Below are 18535 nucleotides of genomic sequence, written 5' to 3'. Positions count from 1 at the left end.
CGACCTTCCTCCGCCCGCCCCGCCCCGTACGCCTGCCGCGCCCGCCGCCGCCCAGGACCACCCGTGCGGAGCACACCGGCGGGCACACGGAGAAGGCCCCCCGCTCGCGCGGAGGGCCTTCTGGGCAAGTGCGCCGCCAGGGACTCGAACCCCGGACCCGCTGATTAAGAGTCAGCTGCTCTAACCAACTGAGCTAGCGGCGCTTGCGGGGACCATCATACGTGGTCGGAGGGGGTGGTCTCGACCACCCCCTCCGACCATCCCCTCCGCCCGGTGGGTCAGCCGGTCACCTCAGGCCGAAGGCCCTGATGATCTCCTGGCTCACCGAGCCGCCCGCGCCGTCGGACGCGCTCGCCTTCAGCGACACGGAGCCGCCGGGGTCGCGCGGAGTCCGGATCAGCGTCGTCCAGTGGCCCTTGCGGTCCTTGATCAGCAGCGTCGGCAGCCAGGTCCTGCCGTCGTCGTAGGAGACCGACAGCTTCGCCGAGGCCGCCTTCGTCGCGCCGTCCAGCCACTCCTGCGTGGTGGACCCCAGACCGACCGGGATCAGCCGGCCGCCGGGCACATCGCCCGCGGTGTCGGTGGGCACGTCGTAGTCGAGCTGGAGCAGCTTGACGTCGTCCTGGCCGACGCCCTCGGGCAGCGGCCCCGAGACGAAGTTCCACTCGGTGTGCGTACGGATCGAGGTCCGCCACTCCTTGGCGTCCCGCGCCGAGTCGAGCACCAGCCGGTAGGGCAGCTTCTTCGCGGGCTGGTCCCAGATGCCGCCCGCCCGGCCGACTCCCTGGGCGACGAGGGTGTCGCCCTGGTAGGCGGCGTAGGTGGTGCGGCCGTCGTACTCGTCGGCGGGCATGTCGCCCGAGTGGCCCGCGCCGCCGTCCGTCCACGGCGTGATGTTGAACTGGATGTCGTTGTACGACGAGCGGTTCGGCCCCCAGAAGGCGGAGCCGAGGCGCGGCCGGAAGATCCCGCCGAACCAGGAGACCGCGTACGAACGGCCCGGTGTGAACGAGTCGTTGCCGCCGCGCTCCTCCAGGAGCTGGTTGCTGTAGTCCGCGTCGTAGACGGAGTGGTCCTCGTACCAGAATCCGGCGCCGTGCTCGGGCGAGACGTACTCGGTACGGGTGCCCGGGTAGGACTCCTGCTCGGCGAAACCGATGCCGTAGCCCCAGGCGGGGATGTCGTAGCGGAAGCCGGCGCCCGCGCGGGCGCGGTCGCCGTTGTAGGTGGCGGTGACCTTGGCCAGGTCGCGCCTGGGGTCGGGGGTGTAGGCCAGGGAGCGGTCAGGGATGGTGCCGTCGTGCTGGTCGAGCAGGTCGTAGACGACCCGGGTGTACTCGCGCTGTTCGACGCTCAGCGAGAGCTTGCCGCCCTTGGCGTCGGCGACGAGCTTCGCGCCCGCGCCCTGCTGGACGGAGACCACGGTCAGCGGCGTGTCCTGGTAGCCGTTGTCGGGGTCGGCGTAGGACTCCAGCAGCCTGCCGCGGCCGTCGTTGACGACGATCAGCAGCTTCGCGCCCGCGGCGGTCGCCGCCGCGGCACGCTGGACCGGCGTGACGGCGTCGGAGCGCTCGACCACCACGACCTTGCCCCTGGCGTCCAGACCCCGGTAGTCGGCCGCGCCGCCCTGCCCGGCGTAGACCGCGCGGAGCGTGCCCTTGCCGTCGGTGACGGTGGCGCCGGGCTGCGGGGTGGTGTCCAGGTCCTGCCCGCGCCCGGTGACGGCGACCTGCCGCTCGCCGAGCCGCCAGCGGGTCAGGAAGTCGAAGGTGCCGTTGCCTACCTTGGCCGTCGGCGACGCGTACAGCGTGTCGTACGTCAGCGGCAGGACCGCCGCGTCACGGACGACCTCGCCGTCGGCGAAGGTGCGGGCGATGTCCACGTGGAGCTGCCGCGTCTGGGTCCGCTGACCCGGCACGGCCGCGCTGACCTTGCGCGCCTTGCTCGCGTCGAGCGTGACGGTGGTGTCCTTGCTGAGCACCGTCTCCGGGTTGATCAGCACGGCCAGGCCCAGCGAGTCCGGCGCGTCGCCTGCCACGTCGATCTCCGCGTACGCCATGTACGTGCCGGGCGCCAGCCGCAGCGTGCGCTCGCCGTCGACCGCGACCGGCGACGGGTTGGGGTTGCCCTCCTGCGCCAGCACGACGGTGCCCGCGGCGGGCTTTCCGTCCCGGCCGCGCAGCTTGACCGTGTAGTCGTACAGCTCCTGTTCCTTCTCCAGCGCGAAGCCGGTGTGCGCGACGACGTGTCCGGTCGCCGCGTCGGTCGCCAGCACCTGGCCGGAGAAGGTGGTCGCCGACGGCACCCCGGCCGGGTCGAGCGTCAGCGTGACGTCCGCGCTGCCGCCCGCGGCCACGGTGACGGACGGCGCCGACAGCGTGTACGCCGGGTCCTTGGTGTCCGTCGCCAGATCCAGCGTGACCGGGGCCTTGCCGCTGTTGCGGTACGTGATCACGCGGGTGGCCGGGGCCGCGCCGTCGTGCGGCCAGGAGTAGACGGCCGTGTCGACCGAACCGGTGGCCTGGACCGGTGAGTCGACCGCGGCCAGTACGTCGACCCGGCCGGTGCCCTGCTCGAACGGCGTGTAGTCGGCGAGCACCTTGGACGTGCTCATCAGCGCGTCCTTGAGCCGCGCCGCGGTCCAGTCGGGGTGCCGCTGCTTGAGGATCGCGGCGGCGCCCGCCACGTGCGGGGTGGCCATCGACGTACCGGACATCGTCTGGTAGCCGCCGCCGGGCATCGCCGCGGTGATGTCGACGCCGGGCGCCGACAGGTCCGGCTTGAGACCGTAACCGCCGCTCAGCGGGCCCATGCTGGAGAAGTCGGCGCGCTGGTCGGACTTGTCGACGGCCGCCACGGTCAGCGCGTCGCGCGCCGAGCCGGGGGCGCCGATGGTGCCCGCGCCGTAGGAGTTGCCCGCGGCGATCACGTACAGCGGACCGCCGTTCGCCGACAGGGAGTTGACGGCCTGGGCCATCGGGTCGGTGCCGTCGTCGGGTATCGGGGAGCCGAGGCTCATGCTCACCACGTCGGCGCCCTGGGCCTTGGCCCACTCCATGCCCGCGATGATCCAGGAGTCCTGGCCCTCGCCCTCGTTCGAGAGCACCTTGCCGACCAGCAGCTTCGCGCCCGGCGCGACGCCCTTGTAACTGCCGTCGGAGGCCGCGCCACTGCCCGCGATGGTGGAGGCGACGTGCGTGCCGTGGCCGTTGCCGTCGGTGACGGCCTGGCCGGGCACGAAACTCTGCTCGGTGGCGATCCGGTCCTTCAGGTCGGGGTGGGTGTCGTCCACGCCGGTGTCCAGGACGGCGACCTTCTCGCCCGCGCCGTCGTAGCCCTCGGCCCACGCCTGCGGCGCGTTGATCTGCGGCACCGAGTCCTTGAGGTCGGCCGTCACCCGGCCGTCGAGCCACAGCTTGTCGATGCCGGTGGCGCCGTTGAGCGAACGGGCGTTGCCCGCCGGGCCCGCCAGGCCGGTCCAGAAGGCGCGGGACCGCTTCTTGTCGGCCTTCAGGGCCGCGCCGCCGATGCTCGGCAGCGTCCGTACGGTGCTCGCGCCGGCCGGAGCCGCGGGCTGCGACCGTGCCGTGCGGGCGGCGTCGGTCCAGGTGGCGATCAGCGGCAGTCCGGCGCTGTGCGCGTCGTCGTAGCCCATCGCGGCCAGGGCGGACACGTCGAACAGCCGCCGGTCCAGCTTCCCCGCGGCCAGCAGCGGCTCCGCCTCGTCGGGAATGACGTACGTGTCACCGCCGTACTGCTGGATCCGTACGATCCCCCGCGCTCCGGGCGCGCGGTCGACGGTGACGGTGTCCTGCTTGCCGGGGCCGTCGGCGATGTGCACGACATCGCCGGTGAGCAGGGTGACGGTGGTCGAGGTGGCGGAGGGGGTGGAGTTGGCTGACGAGGGCGCGGACCGCGGGGCCGCCGCGGGGGTCGCCGCGGCGGCGGGGCCCGTGGGCAGCAGGAGTGCGGTACCGAGGGCGAGCACGGTGGTGCCCGCCGGTACGGTGATCCGGCGTCGAGTCGAAGTCATGCACATGATCTACCGGCCGTACGCCCGCCACCGCACGGATCGGCGGTGGCGCGATTCCGCCTGGCGGCAATCCGCCGCCGCTTTGAGCCCGGCCCCGACCATCGGGTACGATCTCCCACGTCAGCAGGCGCCGCTAGCTCAGTTGGTTAGAGCAGCTGACTCTTAATCAGCGGGTCCGGGGTTCGAGTCCCTGGCGGCGCACTTGCCCACGAAGGCCCTCCGTACACACGGGGGGCCTTTGTCGTACCGAACGTTCGCCGTGCCGGGTCTTCGCCGTGCCGAGCCTGTGCCGTGGCGGATCAGATGCTGAAGGAGAGCAGGACCGGGGCCGCGCGGGTGTGGAGGGTGTCCACGGCGGGCTTGAGGCGGTGGGCCTGGGCGTACGGCATCGACAGCGCGAGGCAGGCGACCGTCTTGCCGATGGTGACCGGGATCGCGGCGCAGACGGTGCCGACCGCGTATTCCTGGAGGTCGAGCGTGGGCACCGAGGTCGGTTGCCGTTCGAGCTTGGTCAGCAGGACGCGGTCGTCCACGACGGTGCGCGAGGTCAGCCGGGCCGGGCGGTGCCGCGAGAGGTGTTCCATCCGGCCGTCGTGGTCGAGCTGCGAGAGCAGGCACTTGCCGACCGCGCTGGCGTGGGCGGAGGAGCGGAAGTCCACCCACTCGTTGACCTTCGGCGCGTTGGGGCCGTCGGCGAAGTCGATGACGTGCACCTCGCCGTCGTCGTACCGGCTGAAGTAGACGGCCGCGCCCACTTCGTCGCGCAGTTCGGCCAGGACCGTCTGGAGCTTCTCCGCGAGGGCGTGGTCGCGGTTGGCGGCGCCGAGGAGCACCATGGACTCGCCGATGACATATCCGCCGCCGGGCAGAAATCCGAGATAACGCTCGCGGCGCAGCATTGCCAGCAGATGGGAGAGATAGTCCAGCGGCACACCGATTTCGCGGGCCAACTGTTCGGCGGTGACGCCGTGCCGATGGGTGTCGACGGATTCGAGCACGCGCAGCGCGTACTGGACCGCGTACACCGGCTCGATCTGTCGGTGTTCAAGCGCCACGGTAGCCCCCTGCAGGTATGACCGTTTGCGTCCTGGCTGTCGCCGCCGGTCACGGACGGGTATCCGAGACGACCGGACCCGGCGGCTGGGCCGGTCTCCACGATAGCCCCAATCCCGTTTCAGGTAGAGGCGGTTGGCCGGTTATCCGGGGCTCTTCAAGCGTATATGCAGGAAGGGGCCACCCTGGCATATGCCGACGTCATTACCCGAAAAGGAAACGGCGGGGGAACCGTACAATCCGCGCCCGGGAATAACCGGACGCGGGCTCCGGTTGTCGGTCGAGCAGGGGTGGGGCAGACATGGGCACGGAGACGATCGAGGAGGCGCCCGCCGTGGGTGACGAACGACAGGGCGAACAGCAGGGCGAACGAACGGACGGGCGGTCCGCTACGGACGGCCGGTCCCGTACGGACGGCCGGGACGGCGACACCGGTACGCTCCGCGGCCGGGGCATCCGCGGCCCGGTCCGCGGCACCGCCCCCGTACCGCTGTCCGTACTGGATCTGGCCACCGTCGGCAGCGGCTTCACCGCCACCGACGCGCTGCGCACCAGCGTCGAGATCGCCAGGACCGCGGAGACCCGCGGCTACCACCGGATGTGGGTGGCCGAGCACCACTCGATGCCGGGCGTCGCCAGCTCCTCGCCCGCGGTGATCCTCGCCCACCTCGCCGCCCACACCCGCACGCTGCGGCTCGGCTCCGGCGGGGTGATGCTGCCCAACCACGCGCCGCTGGTGATCGCCGAGCAGTTCGGCACCCTGGAGGCGCTGGCCCCCGGCCGGATCGACCTCGGTCTCGGCCGCGCGCCCGGCACCGACGGCGCGACGGCCGCCGCGCTGCGCCGCACCGACCGGCTGCACGAGGGCGCGGACGAATTCCCGCAGCAGCTCGCGGAGTTGACCCGGTTCCTGGACGACGACTTCCCCGACGGGCACCGCTACGCGCGCATTCACGCCATTCCCGGCCCGGTGCAGGGCACGGCGCCCGGCGGCGTCCAGTCGGCGGGCCGCCCGAGCGTGTGGCTGCTGGGCTCTTCCGGCTTCAGCGCGCGACTGGCGGGCACGCTCGGCCTGCCGTTCTCCTTCGCGCACCACTTCTCGGCCGCCAACACCGTTCCCGCGCTGGCCCTTTACCGCGAGTCCTTCCGGCCCTCGGAGATCCTGGACCGCCCCTACGCCTCGATCGGCGTCGCCGCGCTGGCCGCCGACGACCCGGCCGAGGCGCGCCGCCAGGTGCTCTCCGGCGCGCTGAGCATGCTGCGGCTGCGCACCGGACGCCCCGGCCTGGTGCCGACGCCCGAGGAGGCCGAGGCGTACGAATTCAGCCCGGCGGAACGGGACTTCGTGGACTCGTGGCTGGTGAACATCATCCACGGCGACCCGGACACGGTGCGTACCGGACTCGACCAGGTCGTGGACCGCACCGGCGCCGACGAGTTGGTGATCACCGCCAACGCGCACACGCCGTCGGTCCGGCTGCGTTCCTACGACCTCATCGCGGACGCGTACGGCTTCCCGAAGGACATCGCGACGGCCTCCGCCGAGGCCCCGTCGGGTGTCTCCTCCGAGGTCGCCGCCGGTTAAAGACTCATTTCCGGCCGGTGCGTGGTCCAACGTCGCGCGACGGCCCCTGACCAGCCTTAAGTCAGCGTTAAAGCCGCTTGTCACCCGGTTGACGAGCGGCTTTGCCGTTGTCGCGGAACGCTACCGGCCGGTCGCCTTCCGCAGGATTGGTCTAGTCCAAGTCTGGTTCAGACCATTGACGTGCACTTGACGAGGGGTTATCCATTCACCAGCCCCCTGTTGTTCCTCCCTCTCCCCCCGGAGGTACTCGTGCAGTCCAGGAAGAGAGCGATCGTGGCAGCCGTCACGACCGCCGCCCTCACCGCCGGAGCGCTCACCGCGCTCGTCGCCGGAGTGGGCACAGCCCAGGCGGACACCACCGCCGCCGCCAAGCCCGCGGCCGCCGCCGCGAGCAGCGGCGGCGTGAAGATCGCCTATTACGACCAGTGGAGCGTGTACGGCAACGCCTACTACCCGAAGAACCTCGACACGTCGGGGGTGGCGGGCAAACTCGACATCCTCAACTACTCGTTCGAGAACATCGACCCCTCGAACCTGACCTGTTTCGAGGCCACCAAGGCGTCGGACTCCACGAACGAGTCCAACCCCAACGCCGGTGACGGCGCGGGCGACTCCTTCGCCGACTACCAGAAGTCGTTCGGCGCGGACATCAGCGTGGACGGTGTCGCCGACACCTGGAACCAGCCGATCGTCGGCAACTTCAACCAGCTCAAGAAGCTGAAGGCGAAGCACCCCAACCTGAAGATCGTCGCTTCGATCGGCGGCTGGACCTACTCCAAGTACTTCTCCGACGTGGCGGCCACGGACGCCAGCCGGAAGAAGTTCGTCAGCTCCTGCATCGACATGTTCATCAAGGGCAATCTGCCCGTGCAGGGCGGCTACGGCGGCCCCGGCAGCGGTGCCGGGATCTTCGACGGCTTCGACATCGACTGGGAGTACCCCGGCTCGCCCAACGGCCACGTGGGCAACCACTACAGCCCCAACGACAAGGCCAACTTCACCGCGCTGCTCGCGGAGTTCCGCACCGAGCTGAACGCGTACGGCACGGCCAACGGCAACAAGAAGATGCTGCTGACCGCCGCGCTCCCGGCCGGCCAGGACAAGATCGCGCAGATCGAGACCAACAAGGTCGGGCAGTACCTCGACTACGCGAACATCATGACGTACGACATGCACGGAGCCTGGGACGCGACCGGTCCGACCAACCTCCAGGACCCGCTGTACCAGTCGCCGACCGACCCGTCCACGGCGATCCCGCCGGGCACCGAGAAGTACAGCACCGATCACGCCATCAACGCGTGGATCAACGGCAATTCGGCCTACGGCATCGCGGGCGGCTTCCCGTCCACGAAGATCACCATGGGCTACCCGCTGTACTACCGCGGCTGGACCGGCGTACCCGCGGGCAGCAACCACGGCCTGTACCAGTCCGCTTCGGGCCCCGCCCCGGCGCGCGGCATCAGCCAGGTCGCGGGCACCGCGTACTACAAGGAGCTCACCGGGCTCGTGGACAACGCCTCCACGACGTTCTACGACCCGAGCACCCAGGCCAACTGGTTCTACAACGGGACCGAGTTCTGGACCGGCCTCGGCGCCCAGGCGATCCAGGCCAAGGCGGACTACGCGCACTGCCACAACCTGGCCGGCTCGATGATGTACTCGCTGCTCGACCTCGATCCCGCCGCCACCCTCTTCAACAAGATCGTGACGGCGACCAACGGGTCCGCGTCCGGCTGCGGCACGACCACCACGCCGCCGACCACCCCGCCGACCACGCCTCCCACCACCCCGCCGACGACGCCCCCCACGACGCCGCCGACGACCCCGCCCACCACGCCTCCGACCACCCCGCCGGGCGGCACCTGCACCCTGCCGTCCTGGTCCGCCTCCGCGGTCTACGTCGGTGGCAACCAGGTCTCCTGGAAGGGCCACAAGTGGAACGCCAAGTGGTGGACCACCAATGAGGAGCCCGGTACGACCGGGGAATGGGGCGTGTGGCAGGACCTCGGGGCCTGCTGACGCGGCTCACCTCCTGACCGCATGACCCGGGGCCCGCGTCCTTTCTCCCCCCAAGGACGCGGGCCCCTTCCGCGTGCCGCCGTCGCGCGGCGCGTACCGCCCCGGTCCCGCGGCGCGTGCCGCCTCAGTCCAGCAGCGCGGAGATCGCCGCCGCCGCCACGGGGCGCGAGTAGTGCCAGCCCTGGCCCGTGTCGCAGCCGATCCGCCGCAGGCGCTCCGCCTGCTCCGCGTTCTCTACGCACTCCGCCGTCACCGTAAGACCGAGCCGGTGGGCCAGTTCGACCAGCGCCTCGACGATCGTCTCGTCGGCCGGGTTGGGGTGTTCCGCGGAGCGGAAGCCCTGCACGAAGGAGCCGTCCAGCTTCAGGGCCGAGACCGGGAGGCGGCTCATGTAGGCGAGGTTGGAGTAACCGGTGCCGAAGTCGTCGATGGCGATCCGTACGCCCATCTCGTCCAGGGCGTGCAGCGCCTGGAGGGGACGGCCGGCGGAGCCCATCACGGCGGACTCGGTGAGTTCCAACTGGAGCAGCCGCGGCGGCAGACCGGTGTCGGCCAGGATCGCGGCGACGTCGGCGACCAGGTCGGAGTCCCAGACCTGGCGTACGGCCACGTTGACACTGACCACCAACGGCGCCTCGGGGTGGGCCAGTTGCCAGGCGCGGGCCTGGCGGCAGGACTCGGCGAGCACCCAGCGGCCGAGCTGGACGATGGAGCCGTCCTCCTCGGCGAGACCGATGAAGCGGTTGGGCGCCAGCCGCCCGAAGTGCGGGTGCTCCCAGCGCACCAGCGCCTCGACACCGCGCAGTTCGCCCGAGTCGAGGGCGACCAACGGCTGGTAGTCCAGGACGAATTCGCCGCGCTCGACGGCCTGCCGCAGCGTACGGGACAGGGCCTGACGGGTCATCCGGTGCTCGTTGCGCTCCGGGTCGAAGAGCGTCCAGCGCGCCTTGCCGTCGGCCTTGGCCCAGTACAGCGTGGTGTCGGCGGCCTGCATCAGACCGGTGGCCGACGTGCCCGCCGCCTCCCGTTCGACCACGCCGATGCTGGCGGAGACCGCGAGCCGGTGGCCGCCCACGTCGAACGGCGGCTGGAGCGCGGCCAGTACGGCCTCGGCCAGATCCGTCGCCTGCCCCGTACCGGTGGAGTCCCGTACCAGCAGGGCGAATTCGTCGCCGCCGAGCCGCGCCACCAGGTGCCCGCCGGGCTCGGCGCAGGCCAGCAGGCGGCGGCCCACGGCGGCCAGCAGTTCGTCGCCGACGCGGTGGCCGAGCGTGTCGTTGACCGCCTTGAAGCCGTCCAGGTCCAGATAGCACAGGCCGATCCGGCCGGTCCGGCTGCCGTGGTCGCCGACGGCGGCCGACAGCCGCTCGAAGAACAGCGCGCGGTTGGGCAGTCTGCTGACCGGGTCGTGCATGCGCAGGTGCCGCAGCTCCTCGCGCAGGGTGTCCCGTTCGCCGACGTCCTCGACGGACAGCAGCAGCGGGCGCGCGCCGGTGCGTGAGAGCGTGATCTCGGCGTGCACGGTGCTGCCGTCCGGGCGGGTGATGCCGCGCGTGCAGCGCAGCCGTTCGCGGCGGCCGGTGAGCACGTCGTGGAAGGCGGCGCGGGCGTGCCGGTCGCCGCTCAGGCCGAGGAGCGCGGCGGCGCCCGTGGCGCTCATCCGCTCGGGCGAGGCGCCCAGCAGCGCGCCGAGCGCGCCGTTGGCCTCCAGGACCGTGCCGTCGGGGGCGAGCAGCGCCATCGCGGTCTGGGCGATGGCGAAGGCGGCCCGGTAGTCGCGCAGGTCGGCGTCGCCCGGCCGCGCGGCCGTACTTCCCTGCCCCGCCGTCCGTCCGGCCGGCTGCGGTTCCGCGCCGCCGCCGGAGTGTGGGGCAGAGGTGTGACTGTGCGTGATGACTTGTGCTGTGCTTTCGGGCTCGACACCTGGGCCGCCCGAGGGTCCGCCCATGGCCCGCTCCCCGCTTCGCGCTCGTCTCGATCGCGATCATATGGGCTGGCGGAGTTGGTGTTCCAGCGCCCTGGTGGTGATTCTCCGCACGTGTGCTGACGGATCGACCGAACGTGTCCGAACGGATCGCTCATGTGATCGCATCCCCGGGGACATTACGCACCGTAGTGACCGCTGTGCGACGCCCGTACGCCTCCCGCACACCGCCCGGCTGGAGCAGTCGGACAGGACATATCGTCACATTCCATAGCAATGTGGGGGAGGTGTCCCGAACGGGTTCACGAATCCTCCCCGGAGGTCCATGTGCGGCGGTCAGCCAGCTCGTCAGGCTCCTCAGGCGTCTCGATAGGCGTACCGCCCCGCGCGCGGCGGCGTGTCCTGCGCTCCGCCGCGGCGGCGCTCAGCGTCTTCAGCGCCGTGGTCGCCTGGACGCTGACGACCGGCCCCGCCGCGTCCGCCGCCGTCGGCAGCGCCTGCCTCCTGCCGCGCACCGGCGCCCACCACTCCGAGGGCGTCGACACCTGGGAGAGCGGCTACGCCCGGCCGACCGGCCACATGAAGGCCCTCATGGTCTTCCTCGACTTCCCCGGCACCGCGCCCGACCTCACCACCCAGCAGGTCGCCGCCGACCACTTCCCGGCCACCACCCGCTTCTTCGACCGCGCCTCGTACGGCCGCTTCGACCTCGGCGTCCACCCCGTCACCCGCTGGCTGCGCATGCCGCGCCCGGCCACCGACTACGCGATCAGCCGCGACTGGAACGCCGCCGACCGCACCGCCTACCTGCGCGACGCCATCGCCGCCGCCGACCCGGTGGTCGACTTCCACGGCTACGACGTCGTCTACCTCGTCGCCGACCCCGACGCGCCCGGCGTCGACTCCGACGCCACCAAGGTCGTCAACCTCTCCACCCCGATCACCGTCGACGGCACCCCGCTGCGCCGGCTCGTCACCGTCTTCGAACGGCACCCGCCGGACCGCAACGTGCTCGCCCACGAGACCGGCCACGTCTTCGACCTGCCCGACCTGTACTACCGGCCGCCCGCGGGCAGCAACGCCGACTGGGACACCCACGTCGGCGACTGGGACCTGATGGGCAGCCAGTTCGGCCTCGCGCCCGACCCCTTCGCCTGGCACAAGTGGAAGCTCGGCTGGATCACCTCCGACCAGGTCGGCTGCGTCACCCGCGCGGGCACCACCTACCAGGACCTCAGCCCCGACGAGACCCCCGGCGGCACCAAGCTGATCGTCGTACGCACCGGGCCCGACACCGCCCTCGCCATCGAGGCGCGCACCGCCACCGGCAACGACCACGCCGCCTGCCGCCAGGGCGTCCTGCTCTACAAGGTGCGCTCCGACATCGAGTCGGGCGACGGACCCATCGCGGTGATCGACGGCCACCCGCACACCTCCGCGTGCCGGGCCACCTCCGTCTACCCGCCGCTGGCCGACGCGCCGCTGGGCGTGGGGGAGTCCTACGCCGTACCCGACGGCTCCACCCGCGTGACGGTCTCCGCCCACAATTCGGACGGCACCTGGACGGTCAAGATCGTCGAGGGGTCGCCCGTCGGCGACGACACCGGCCACAGGAGCTAACGCCATGGCCTCCACCAAGGGGTCTGGACCGCGCCGCCCGGCCACGACGGGGTCGGGGCCGCGCCGGCTGACCCGGACCGGACTGCGCTGCACCGCGCTCTTCGCGCTCGGGCTGCTCGCCGTCGGCAGCACCGTCTCCGCGGGCCCGCGCACCCCCGCGCTCAACGCCTCGCCGCCGCCCGCCGCCCGGCCCTGCGCCCTGCGGGCCGTCCCCGGCGTCGCCATGTCCGAGGGCTTCCCCGACAGCTCCAGCCGCGGCCCCAACGCCGAATTCGCCCCCTCCACCGGCACCCTGCACGCCCTGACCCTGCTGATCGACTTCCCCGACGCGCCCGCCCAGTACAGCGCCGCCGACCGGTACGGCGAGTTCTTCCCCGCCGTCAAGAAGTGGTACGCCGTCAGCTCGTACGGCCGCCTCGACTACGAGTCCACGCCGGTGCTGCGCTACATACGGATGCCGCGGCCCTTCAGCGCGTACGGGATCGGCCGCGGCTACGGCTGGGACGCCCACACCGAGATGATGCGCGACCTGCTCAAGGTCGCCGACCACTCCATCGACTTCCGCGGCTACGACCTGGTCAACATCCTCGTCACCCCCAACGCGGGCCCGCCCGCCGACGAGGCGGTGCTCTCGGTCACCTGGACCGGCGCGTCCGCCGCGACCACCGACGACGGCGCCCACCTCGACAAGGTCTCCCTCATCTACGGCCACGACCAGTCGGGCCCGCGCGTCCTCAGCCACGAGAACGGCCACGCGCTCGGCCTGCCCGACCTCTACGCCGCCGACGACTTCCCGCGCACCGACACGCTCGCCGGGCAGTGGGACAGCATGTCCCTCGACTGGGGACTGCAGGGCGACCTGTTCGCCTGGCACAAGTGGAAGCTCGGCTGGCTCGACGACAGCCAGATCGCCTGCGTCACCGGCCGCACCGACACGACCTACGAACTCGGCGCCGTCGAGATCCCCGGCGGACGCAAAGCCGTCGTGATCCCGTACAGCCGCACCGGGGTCTTCGTCCTGGAGGCCAGGCAGCAGCTCGGCAACGACAAGGACGCGTGCCGCGCGGGCGTGCTCGCCTACCGGGTCCGCACCGACGTCGACTCGGGCAAGGGCCCGGTGACCGTCGTGGACACCCATCCCCGCACCTCCGCCTGCGACTTCAGCAGCGGCGCCTTCAACTCCCTGAACGACGCGCCCTTCAGCGTCGGCGAGGGCTCCACCGACAAGGCGTCCGGGCTGACCTTCAAGGTGCTGGGAAGGACAGCGGCGGGCGCGTGGAAGATCCACATCACCCGCCGCTGATCAGGCGTCAGAGACCGTACTCAGTCCAGCAGTTCGGCGTTGAGCGTGATCGTCGTGCCCGCGAGCGCCTTGCTGACCGGGCAGTTCTCCTTGGCGCCCTGCGCCGCCGCCTCGAAGTCACCGGCGGAGATGCCGGGGACACGCGCCTTCACCGTCAAGACGATGCCGGTGATGCCCTCACCCGGCTGGAAGGTCACGTCGGCCTGCGTCTGCACCGACTCGGGCGGGGTGCCCGCGCCCGCCAGACCGTGCGAGAGCGCCATCGAGAAACAGGAGGAGTGGGCCGCGGCGATCAGCTCCTCGGGGCTGGTCTTGCCGTTCGCCTCCTCCGCGCGGGAGGCCCACGTCACGTCGTACGAGCCGACGCCCGAGGTGTCGAGCGAGACGGTCCCGGCGCCGCCCATCAGCGGGCCCTTCCACTGGGTCGTCGCGGTGCGGGTGGTTGCCATGGTGAAGCCTCCAAGAGGTACCGACGGATGGCGGGAACGCCTCCTGAACGCTACCTCGCGCGCGCCACGATCAGCGCGCGGGGAAGCTGTATGTCCAGCCCTGCGCGTCGAGCCTGTCCAGCAGCCGCGACAGCGCCCGCACCGTCTGGGCGCGGTCGCCGCCGCCGTCGTGCATCAGCACGATGGAGCCGGGGCGCAGTTGACGGTCGATGTTCGCCAGCACCTTGGCGGTGCCGGGCCGCTCCCAGTCGCGGGAGTCCACCGTCCAGCCCAGCGGGCGCAGCCCGTGGCCGGCGGCGATGTGACGGATCATCGGGGTGAAGTCGCCGCCGGGCGCCCGGTAGTACCAGAGCTTCGCGCCGGCGCCCGCGGCCTTGGTTATCTCGCGCTGCGCGTCGACTATCTCGTGCGTGTTGTACGCCGCGGACCTGCTGCTCTGCCGCTCGTTGTGGTGCACGGAGTGGTCGCACAGCCGGTGGCCCGCCGTGGTGATCTGCCGGACCAGGTCGGGGTGGGCGGCGGCGTTGGGGCCGATCTCGCAGAAGGTCGCCTTCGCGTGGTGCGCGGCCAGCAGCGCCAGGACCTGCGGGGTCCAGCGCGGGTCGGGGCCGTCGTCGAAGGTCAGCGCGACGGACCTGCCGCCGTCCTCGGTGGAGTGCTGGATCGACTCGCCGGCCGGGGCGCCGGTGGCGGGGCTCCCTGAGGGGTCGGCGGGACCGGCCGAGGGGTCCAGGGGCCCGGTCGGCTGCCCGGGGACCGTCTGCGACGGGACGGTCCCGGACGGATCGGTGGGCACGGGACCCGTCCGCGACGGACCGGTCGGTGCGGGACCGTTCTGCGCGGGATCCGGTCCGGACGGCTGCGAGCCGGACGGATCGCCCGGCGGAGAGGTCCGCTGGGACGGGATGCCCGCGGCCGGGCCGGACGCCTCACCCGACGCGGTCGACGACGGCGCGCGCGACGAGGCCCGCGCGTCGTCCGCCCCGCCGGCCGCTGCCCCGCCGTGCTGTGTGCCGCACGCCGCGAGCGCGGTCCCGGCGAGCGCCGCGGTGGCCACCGCGGCGGCGGTCCGCCGTACGGCCGTGCGGCTCAACATCCCAGATCGTCCGGTTTTGTACGTCATGCGGACCACCGTAAACATGCTCCGAACGGGTGATGCAAGGCCCCCCGCCCCGCGCCCGGCCCCGGGGAACCCGCCCCGCGCCCCCGCGAATCCGGCCGCGCACCCCCCGCGACCCGCCGCGCGGCACGGTCAGCGGCGACGTACCAACGGGAAAGGCAGCGTCTCACGGATCGTCCGCCCCGTGAGGAACATCACCAGCCGGTCCACCCCGATCCCCAGCCCGCCGGTCGGCGGCATCGCGTACTCCAGCGCCGTCAGGAAGTCCTCGTCCAGCTCCATCGCCTCCGGGTCGCCGCCCGCCGCCAGCAGCGACTGCCGGGTCAGCCGGGCCCGCTGCTCCACCGGATCGGTCAGCTCGGTGTACGCCGTGCCCAGCTCCGTGCCGTACGCCACCAGGTCCCAGCGCTCGGCCAGCCGCGGATCGGTGCGGTGCTGCCTGGTCAGCGGCGAGACCTCGGCCGGGAAGTCCTTGTAGAAGCACGGCGTGGTGGTGCGCTCCTCCACCAGCCGCTCGTACATCTCCAGCGCCACGTCGGCCGGCCCGTCCTCCGGGCCGTACGGCACCCCCGCCCGGTCGCACAGCGCGCGCAGCCGCGCCAGCGGCGTCCCCGCGTCGACCTCCTCGCCCAGCGCCAGCGAGATCGCCCCGAACACCGTCCGCACCGGCCACCGCCCCGACAGGTCGACCTCCGCGCCGTCCGGCCGCCGGGCCGTCTGCCCGCCGTTCGCCGCGACGGCCGCCGCCTGGATCAGCTCCCGCGCCAGATCGAGCATCACGTCGTAGTCCGCGAACGCCTGATACGCCTCCAGCATCGTGAACTCGGGGTTGTGCTTGTACGACACACCCTCGTTGCGGAAGGTCCTGCCCAGCTCGAAGACCCGCTCCACCCCGCCGACGCACAGCCGCTTCAGATACAGCTCGGGCGCGATCCGCAGATACAGGTCGAGGTCGTAGGCGTTGATGTGCGTGGTGAACGGGCGGGCGTTCGCGCCGCCGTGCACCGGCTGGAGCATCGGCGTCTCGACCTCCAGGAAGCCGCGGTCGGCCAGCGTCGTACGGACCGCGCCGACGGCCGCGCTGCGGGCGGTGAGCAGGGACCGCGCCTCGGGGGAGACCACCAGCGCCAGATAGCGCTGCCGCACCCGCGCCTCCGGGTCGGTCAGGCCGCGCCGCTTGTCCGGCAGCGGGTGCAGGCACTTGCCGGTCAGCGTCCAGGAGTACGCCTCCGCGGTCGGCTCACCGCTGCGGCTGACCGTCATCGCCCCCTCGACCCGGAGCAGGTCGCCGAGGTCCACGCCCGACTCGAACTCCCGCAGACCGTCCCGTCCGAGACGATCCCTGGTCAGCATGATCTGGAGGTCGCCCGACCAGTCCCGCAGCGTCACGAAGACGACCCCGCCGTGGTCGCGCACCCGCAGCACCCGGCCCGCGACCGCCACCGCGCTGCCCGCCCCCGCCGTACGCGCCACCGCCAGCGTGTGCGTCGGCCCCGCGCTCACCGGATACGGGTCGACGCCGTCGCGCCGCATTCCCTCGACCTTGGCCAGGCGCACACGGACCTGCTCGGCGGGGCCGTGCGGGTCCGCGGGGGCGTGACGGCCGCGCTCGGCCGCGGCGGCCGTCACGCTCGCCGTCGTCATCCCCGCCGCCGTACCGCCCACCACGCCCGCCGTCGCACCGGCCACCGCCGTACCGCCCACCGCGCCCGCTCCCGTACCGCCCGCCGCGGACCGGCGGCGGCGCCGGAAGCGCAGGCTCGGGAGTTCCACGAAACCCTCGGCGATGCCCGAGGCCAGGCCGATCCTGGCCATGTCCTTGCCGTCGGCGTAACACAGGTACCGCGGGTACCAGTGCGGCTGGTACTTCACGTTCGAGCGGTACATCGCCTCCAGCTGCCACCAGCGGGAGAAGAACAGCAACAGCCGCCGCCACATCCGCAGGACGGGCCCCGCGCCGATCCGGGCGCCCTCCTCGAAAGCGGACCTGAACACCGCGAAGTTCAGCGAGACCCGCCGGACACCCAGCGCGCCCGCGCCCGCGGCCAGCTCGGTGACCATGAACTCCATGATCCCGTTGGGCGCCGTACGGTCCCGCCGCATCACGTCGAGCGACACCCCGTCGTGCCCCCACGGCACGAACGACAGCAGAGCGGTCACCCGCCCCTTGTCGTCCAGCGCCTCCACCAGCAGGCACTCGCCGTCCGCCGGGTCGCCGAGCCGCCCCAGCGCCATCGAGAAGCCGCGCTCGGTGTCGGTGTCCCGCCAGGCGTCCGCCAGCCGTTCGACCTCCCGCAACTCCTCGGGCGACAGGTCGTGGTGCCGCCGGATACGGGTGGTCGCCCCGGTCCGCCGCACCCGGTGCACCGCCTGCCGGATACCGCGCATCTCGCGGCCCGCCAGGTCGAAGTCCGTCACGTCGAGAATCGCCTCGTCGCCCAGCTCCAGCGCGCCGAGCCCCGCCCGCGCGTACGCCTTCGCGCCCTCCTCGCCCGCGCCCATCACCGCCGGCACCCAGCCGTACGCCCCCGCGTGCGCCAGCCACGCGTCGATCGCCGGACCCCACGCCTCCGGGTCGCCCAGCGGATCACCGCTGGCCAGACAGACCCCCACCTCCACCCGGAACGTCACCGCGGACTTGCCGCTCGGCGAGAACACCACCGACTTGTCGCGCCGCGTCGCGAAGTAGCCCAACGAGTCCTTGTCCCCGTACCGCGCCAGCAGCGCCCGGATGCGGTCCTCGTCGTCCCCCCGCAGCGCCGCCTCCATCCGCTGCGACCTGAACAGCGCCGCCGCCGCGCACAGCAGGGCCGCCGCGCCGAACAGGCCGAGCCAGAAATTCGTCCAGTACGGCGGCCTGCCGATGTCCGGCAGGTCGTTCACCCCGCCGACCACCTTGTTGACCGCCCACCGCAGCCGGTTCCCGCCCTCCAGCGTCCCCGGGAACAGCGTCAGCAGCCCCCACCCCAGCAGCACCCCGATCGCCAGCCCGCACACCAGCACCAGCAGCGCCCGCCAGAACGCCCCCTTGCGCACCCGCGCCGAGAACTCGCCCCGCGCGGCGATCACCGCGCCCAGCACCGTGCCCGTGATCAGCAGCGCCGGGATCGCGCTCCAGTCGCGCACCGCGATCAGCACCAGATTCGCCACCACGGTCAGACCGAGGAAGACCGCCACGATCCAGTACGCCACCCGTTTGCGGGCCGCCATCGCGCCGCCCAGCAGCACCAGGAACGCCGCGTACGCCAGATTCGGCGACGCCGGCACCGTCAGGATCTCCACCCACCGGCGCACCGGGTCCAGCAGGGGCCGCAACGGGGAGACGACGGCCAGGGTGGCGCAGAACAGGGCCAGAATCCCGAAGAATTCTCCGAACCAGCCCGGAATCCTGGGCGCCACCCGCCCCCACGCCACCTTCCCGGGCATCGG

General features: G+C 72.2%; 10 protein-coding genes and 2 tRNA genes. 5 read left to right on the top strand and 7 right to left on the bottom strand.

Annotated elements, in window-relative coordinates:
* Positions 1-129: 129 nt before the first annotated feature.
* Positions 130-203, bottom strand: a tRNA-Lys gene (locus tag ACIQCJ_RS30705).
* 83 nt (positions 204-286) lie between these two features.
* Positions 287-4033, bottom strand: a complete 3747-nt coding sequence (locus tag ACIQCJ_RS30700; protein ID WP_402713159.1) for a S8 family peptidase — start codon at positions 4031-4033, stop codon at positions 287-289.
* Positions 4034-4160: 127 nt separating this feature from the next.
* Here ACIQCJ_RS30700 and ACIQCJ_RS30695 point away from each other — a divergent pair.
* Positions 4161-4234, top strand: a tRNA-Lys gene (locus ACIQCJ_RS30695).
* 98 nt (positions 4235-4332) lie between these two features.
* On the opposite strand, the gene ACIQCJ_RS30690 is transcribed toward ACIQCJ_RS30695, so the two are convergent.
* Positions 4333-5088 (bottom strand): IclR family transcriptional regulator C-terminal domain-containing protein, encoded by a 756-nt coding sequence (locus ACIQCJ_RS30690; RefSeq protein ID WP_355343212.1) that lies wholly within the window; start codon positions 5086-5088, stop codon positions 4333-4335.
* Between the two features lie 299 nt (positions 5089-5387).
* Between ACIQCJ_RS30690 and ACIQCJ_RS30685 the strand changes: the two genes are divergently transcribed.
* On the top strand, positions 5388-6671 hold the full coding sequence (locus tag ACIQCJ_RS30685; protein ID WP_402713158.1) for an LLM class flavin-dependent oxidoreductase: 1284 nt from the start codon (positions 5388-5390) through the stop codon (positions 6669-6671).
* A 270-nt stretch (positions 6672-6941) separates the two neighbouring features.
* On the top strand, positions 6942-8690 hold the full coding sequence (locus ACIQCJ_RS30680) for a glycosyl hydrolase family 18 protein (protein WP_355343298.1): 1749 nt from the start codon (positions 6942-6944) through the stop codon (positions 8688-8690).
* 124 nt (positions 8691-8814) lie between these two features.
* Here the strand turns inward: ACIQCJ_RS30680 and ACIQCJ_RS30675 are convergent, their stop codons facing one another.
* Positions 8815-10638: an EAL domain-containing protein gene (locus tag ACIQCJ_RS30675; protein WP_355343218.1), complete on the bottom strand. Its 1824-nt coding sequence runs from the start codon at positions 10636-10638 to the stop codon at positions 8815-8817.
* A 252-nt stretch (positions 10639-10890) separates the two neighbouring features.
* Between ACIQCJ_RS30675 and ACIQCJ_RS30670 the strand changes: the two genes are divergently transcribed.
* Together ACIQCJ_RS30670 and ACIQCJ_RS30665 are read left to right on the top strand one after the other, a co-directional pair.
* A complete protein-coding gene (locus ACIQCJ_RS30670; protein WP_401724077.1) occupies positions 10891-12234 on the top strand; it encodes a M6 family metalloprotease domain-containing protein in 1344 nt (447 codons plus the stop codon).
* A 4-nt stretch (positions 12235-12238) separates the two neighbouring features.
* On the top strand, positions 12239-13537 hold the full coding sequence (locus ACIQCJ_RS30665) for a M6 family metalloprotease domain-containing protein (protein ID WP_402713157.1): 1299 nt from the start codon (positions 12239-12241) through the stop codon (positions 13535-13537).
* Positions 13538-13557: 20 nt separating this feature from the next.
* On the opposite strand, the gene ACIQCJ_RS30660 is transcribed toward ACIQCJ_RS30665, so the two are convergent.
* The 3 genes from ACIQCJ_RS30660 to lysX all read right to left on the bottom strand — a co-directional run bounded on the left by ACIQCJ_RS30660 (position 13558) and on the right by lysX (position 18532).
* The gene (locus ACIQCJ_RS30660) at positions 13558-13986 is read right to left on the bottom strand and encodes an OsmC family protein (RefSeq protein WP_355343227.1); all 429 of its coding nucleotides are present in this window, start codon (positions 13984-13986) and stop codon (positions 13558-13560) included.
* A gap of 70 nt (positions 13987-14056) precedes the next feature.
* Positions 14057-15109, bottom strand: coding sequence for a polysaccharide deacetylase family protein (locus tag ACIQCJ_RS30655; RefSeq protein WP_402713156.1), 1053 nt, complete (start codon positions 15107-15109; stop codon positions 14057-14059).
* Positions 15110-15238: 129 nt separating this feature from the next.
* Positions 15239-18532: a bifunctional lysylphosphatidylglycerol synthetase/lysine--tRNA ligase LysX gene (gene lysX, locus ACIQCJ_RS30650; RefSeq protein WP_402713155.1), complete on the bottom strand. Its 3294-nt coding sequence runs from the start codon at positions 18530-18532 to the stop codon at positions 15239-15241.
* Positions 18533-18535: the final 3 nt, after the last annotated feature.

It is taken from the genome of Streptomyces sp. NPDC093221 (assembly GCF_044753885.1).
Lineage (GTDB): Bacteria > Actinomycetota > Actinomycetes > Streptomycetales > Streptomycetaceae > Actinacidiphila.
The sequence above is the reverse complement of the archived record's forward strand: the minus strand, read 5'-3'. Positions and strand labels throughout refer to the sequence as shown.

Coding starts and splice junctions, on each gene's coding strand:
- ACIQCJ_RS30700 (WP_402713159.1), bottom strand. CDS start 4,033: ATGACTTCGACTCGACGCCGGATCACCGTACCGGCGGGCACCACCGTG.
- ACIQCJ_RS30685 (WP_402713158.1), top strand. CDS start 5,388: ATGGGCACGGAGACGATCGAGGAGGCGCCCGCCGTGGGTGACGAACGA.
- ACIQCJ_RS30675 (WP_355343218.1), bottom strand. CDS start 10,638: ATGGGCGGACCCTCGGGCGGCCCAGGTGTCGAGCCCGAAAGCACAGCA.
- ACIQCJ_RS30670 (WP_401724077.1), top strand. CDS start 10,891: ATGTGGGGGAGGTGTCCCGAACGGGTTCACGAATCCTCCCCGGAGGTC.
- ACIQCJ_RS30665 (WP_402713157.1), top strand. CDS start 12,239: ATGGCCTCCACCAAGGGGTCTGGACCGCGCCGCCCGGCCACGACGGGG.
- ACIQCJ_RS30660 (WP_355343227.1), bottom strand. CDS start 13,986: ATGGCAACCACCCGCACCGCGACGACCCAGTGGAAGGGCCCGCTGATG.
- ACIQCJ_RS30655 (WP_402713156.1), bottom strand. CDS start 15,109: ATGACGTACAAAACCGGACGATCTGGGATGTTGAGCCGCACGGCCGTA.
- lysX (WP_402713155.1), bottom strand. CDS start 18,532: ATGCCCGGGAAGGTGGCGTGGGGGCGGGTGGCGCCCAGGATTCCGGGC.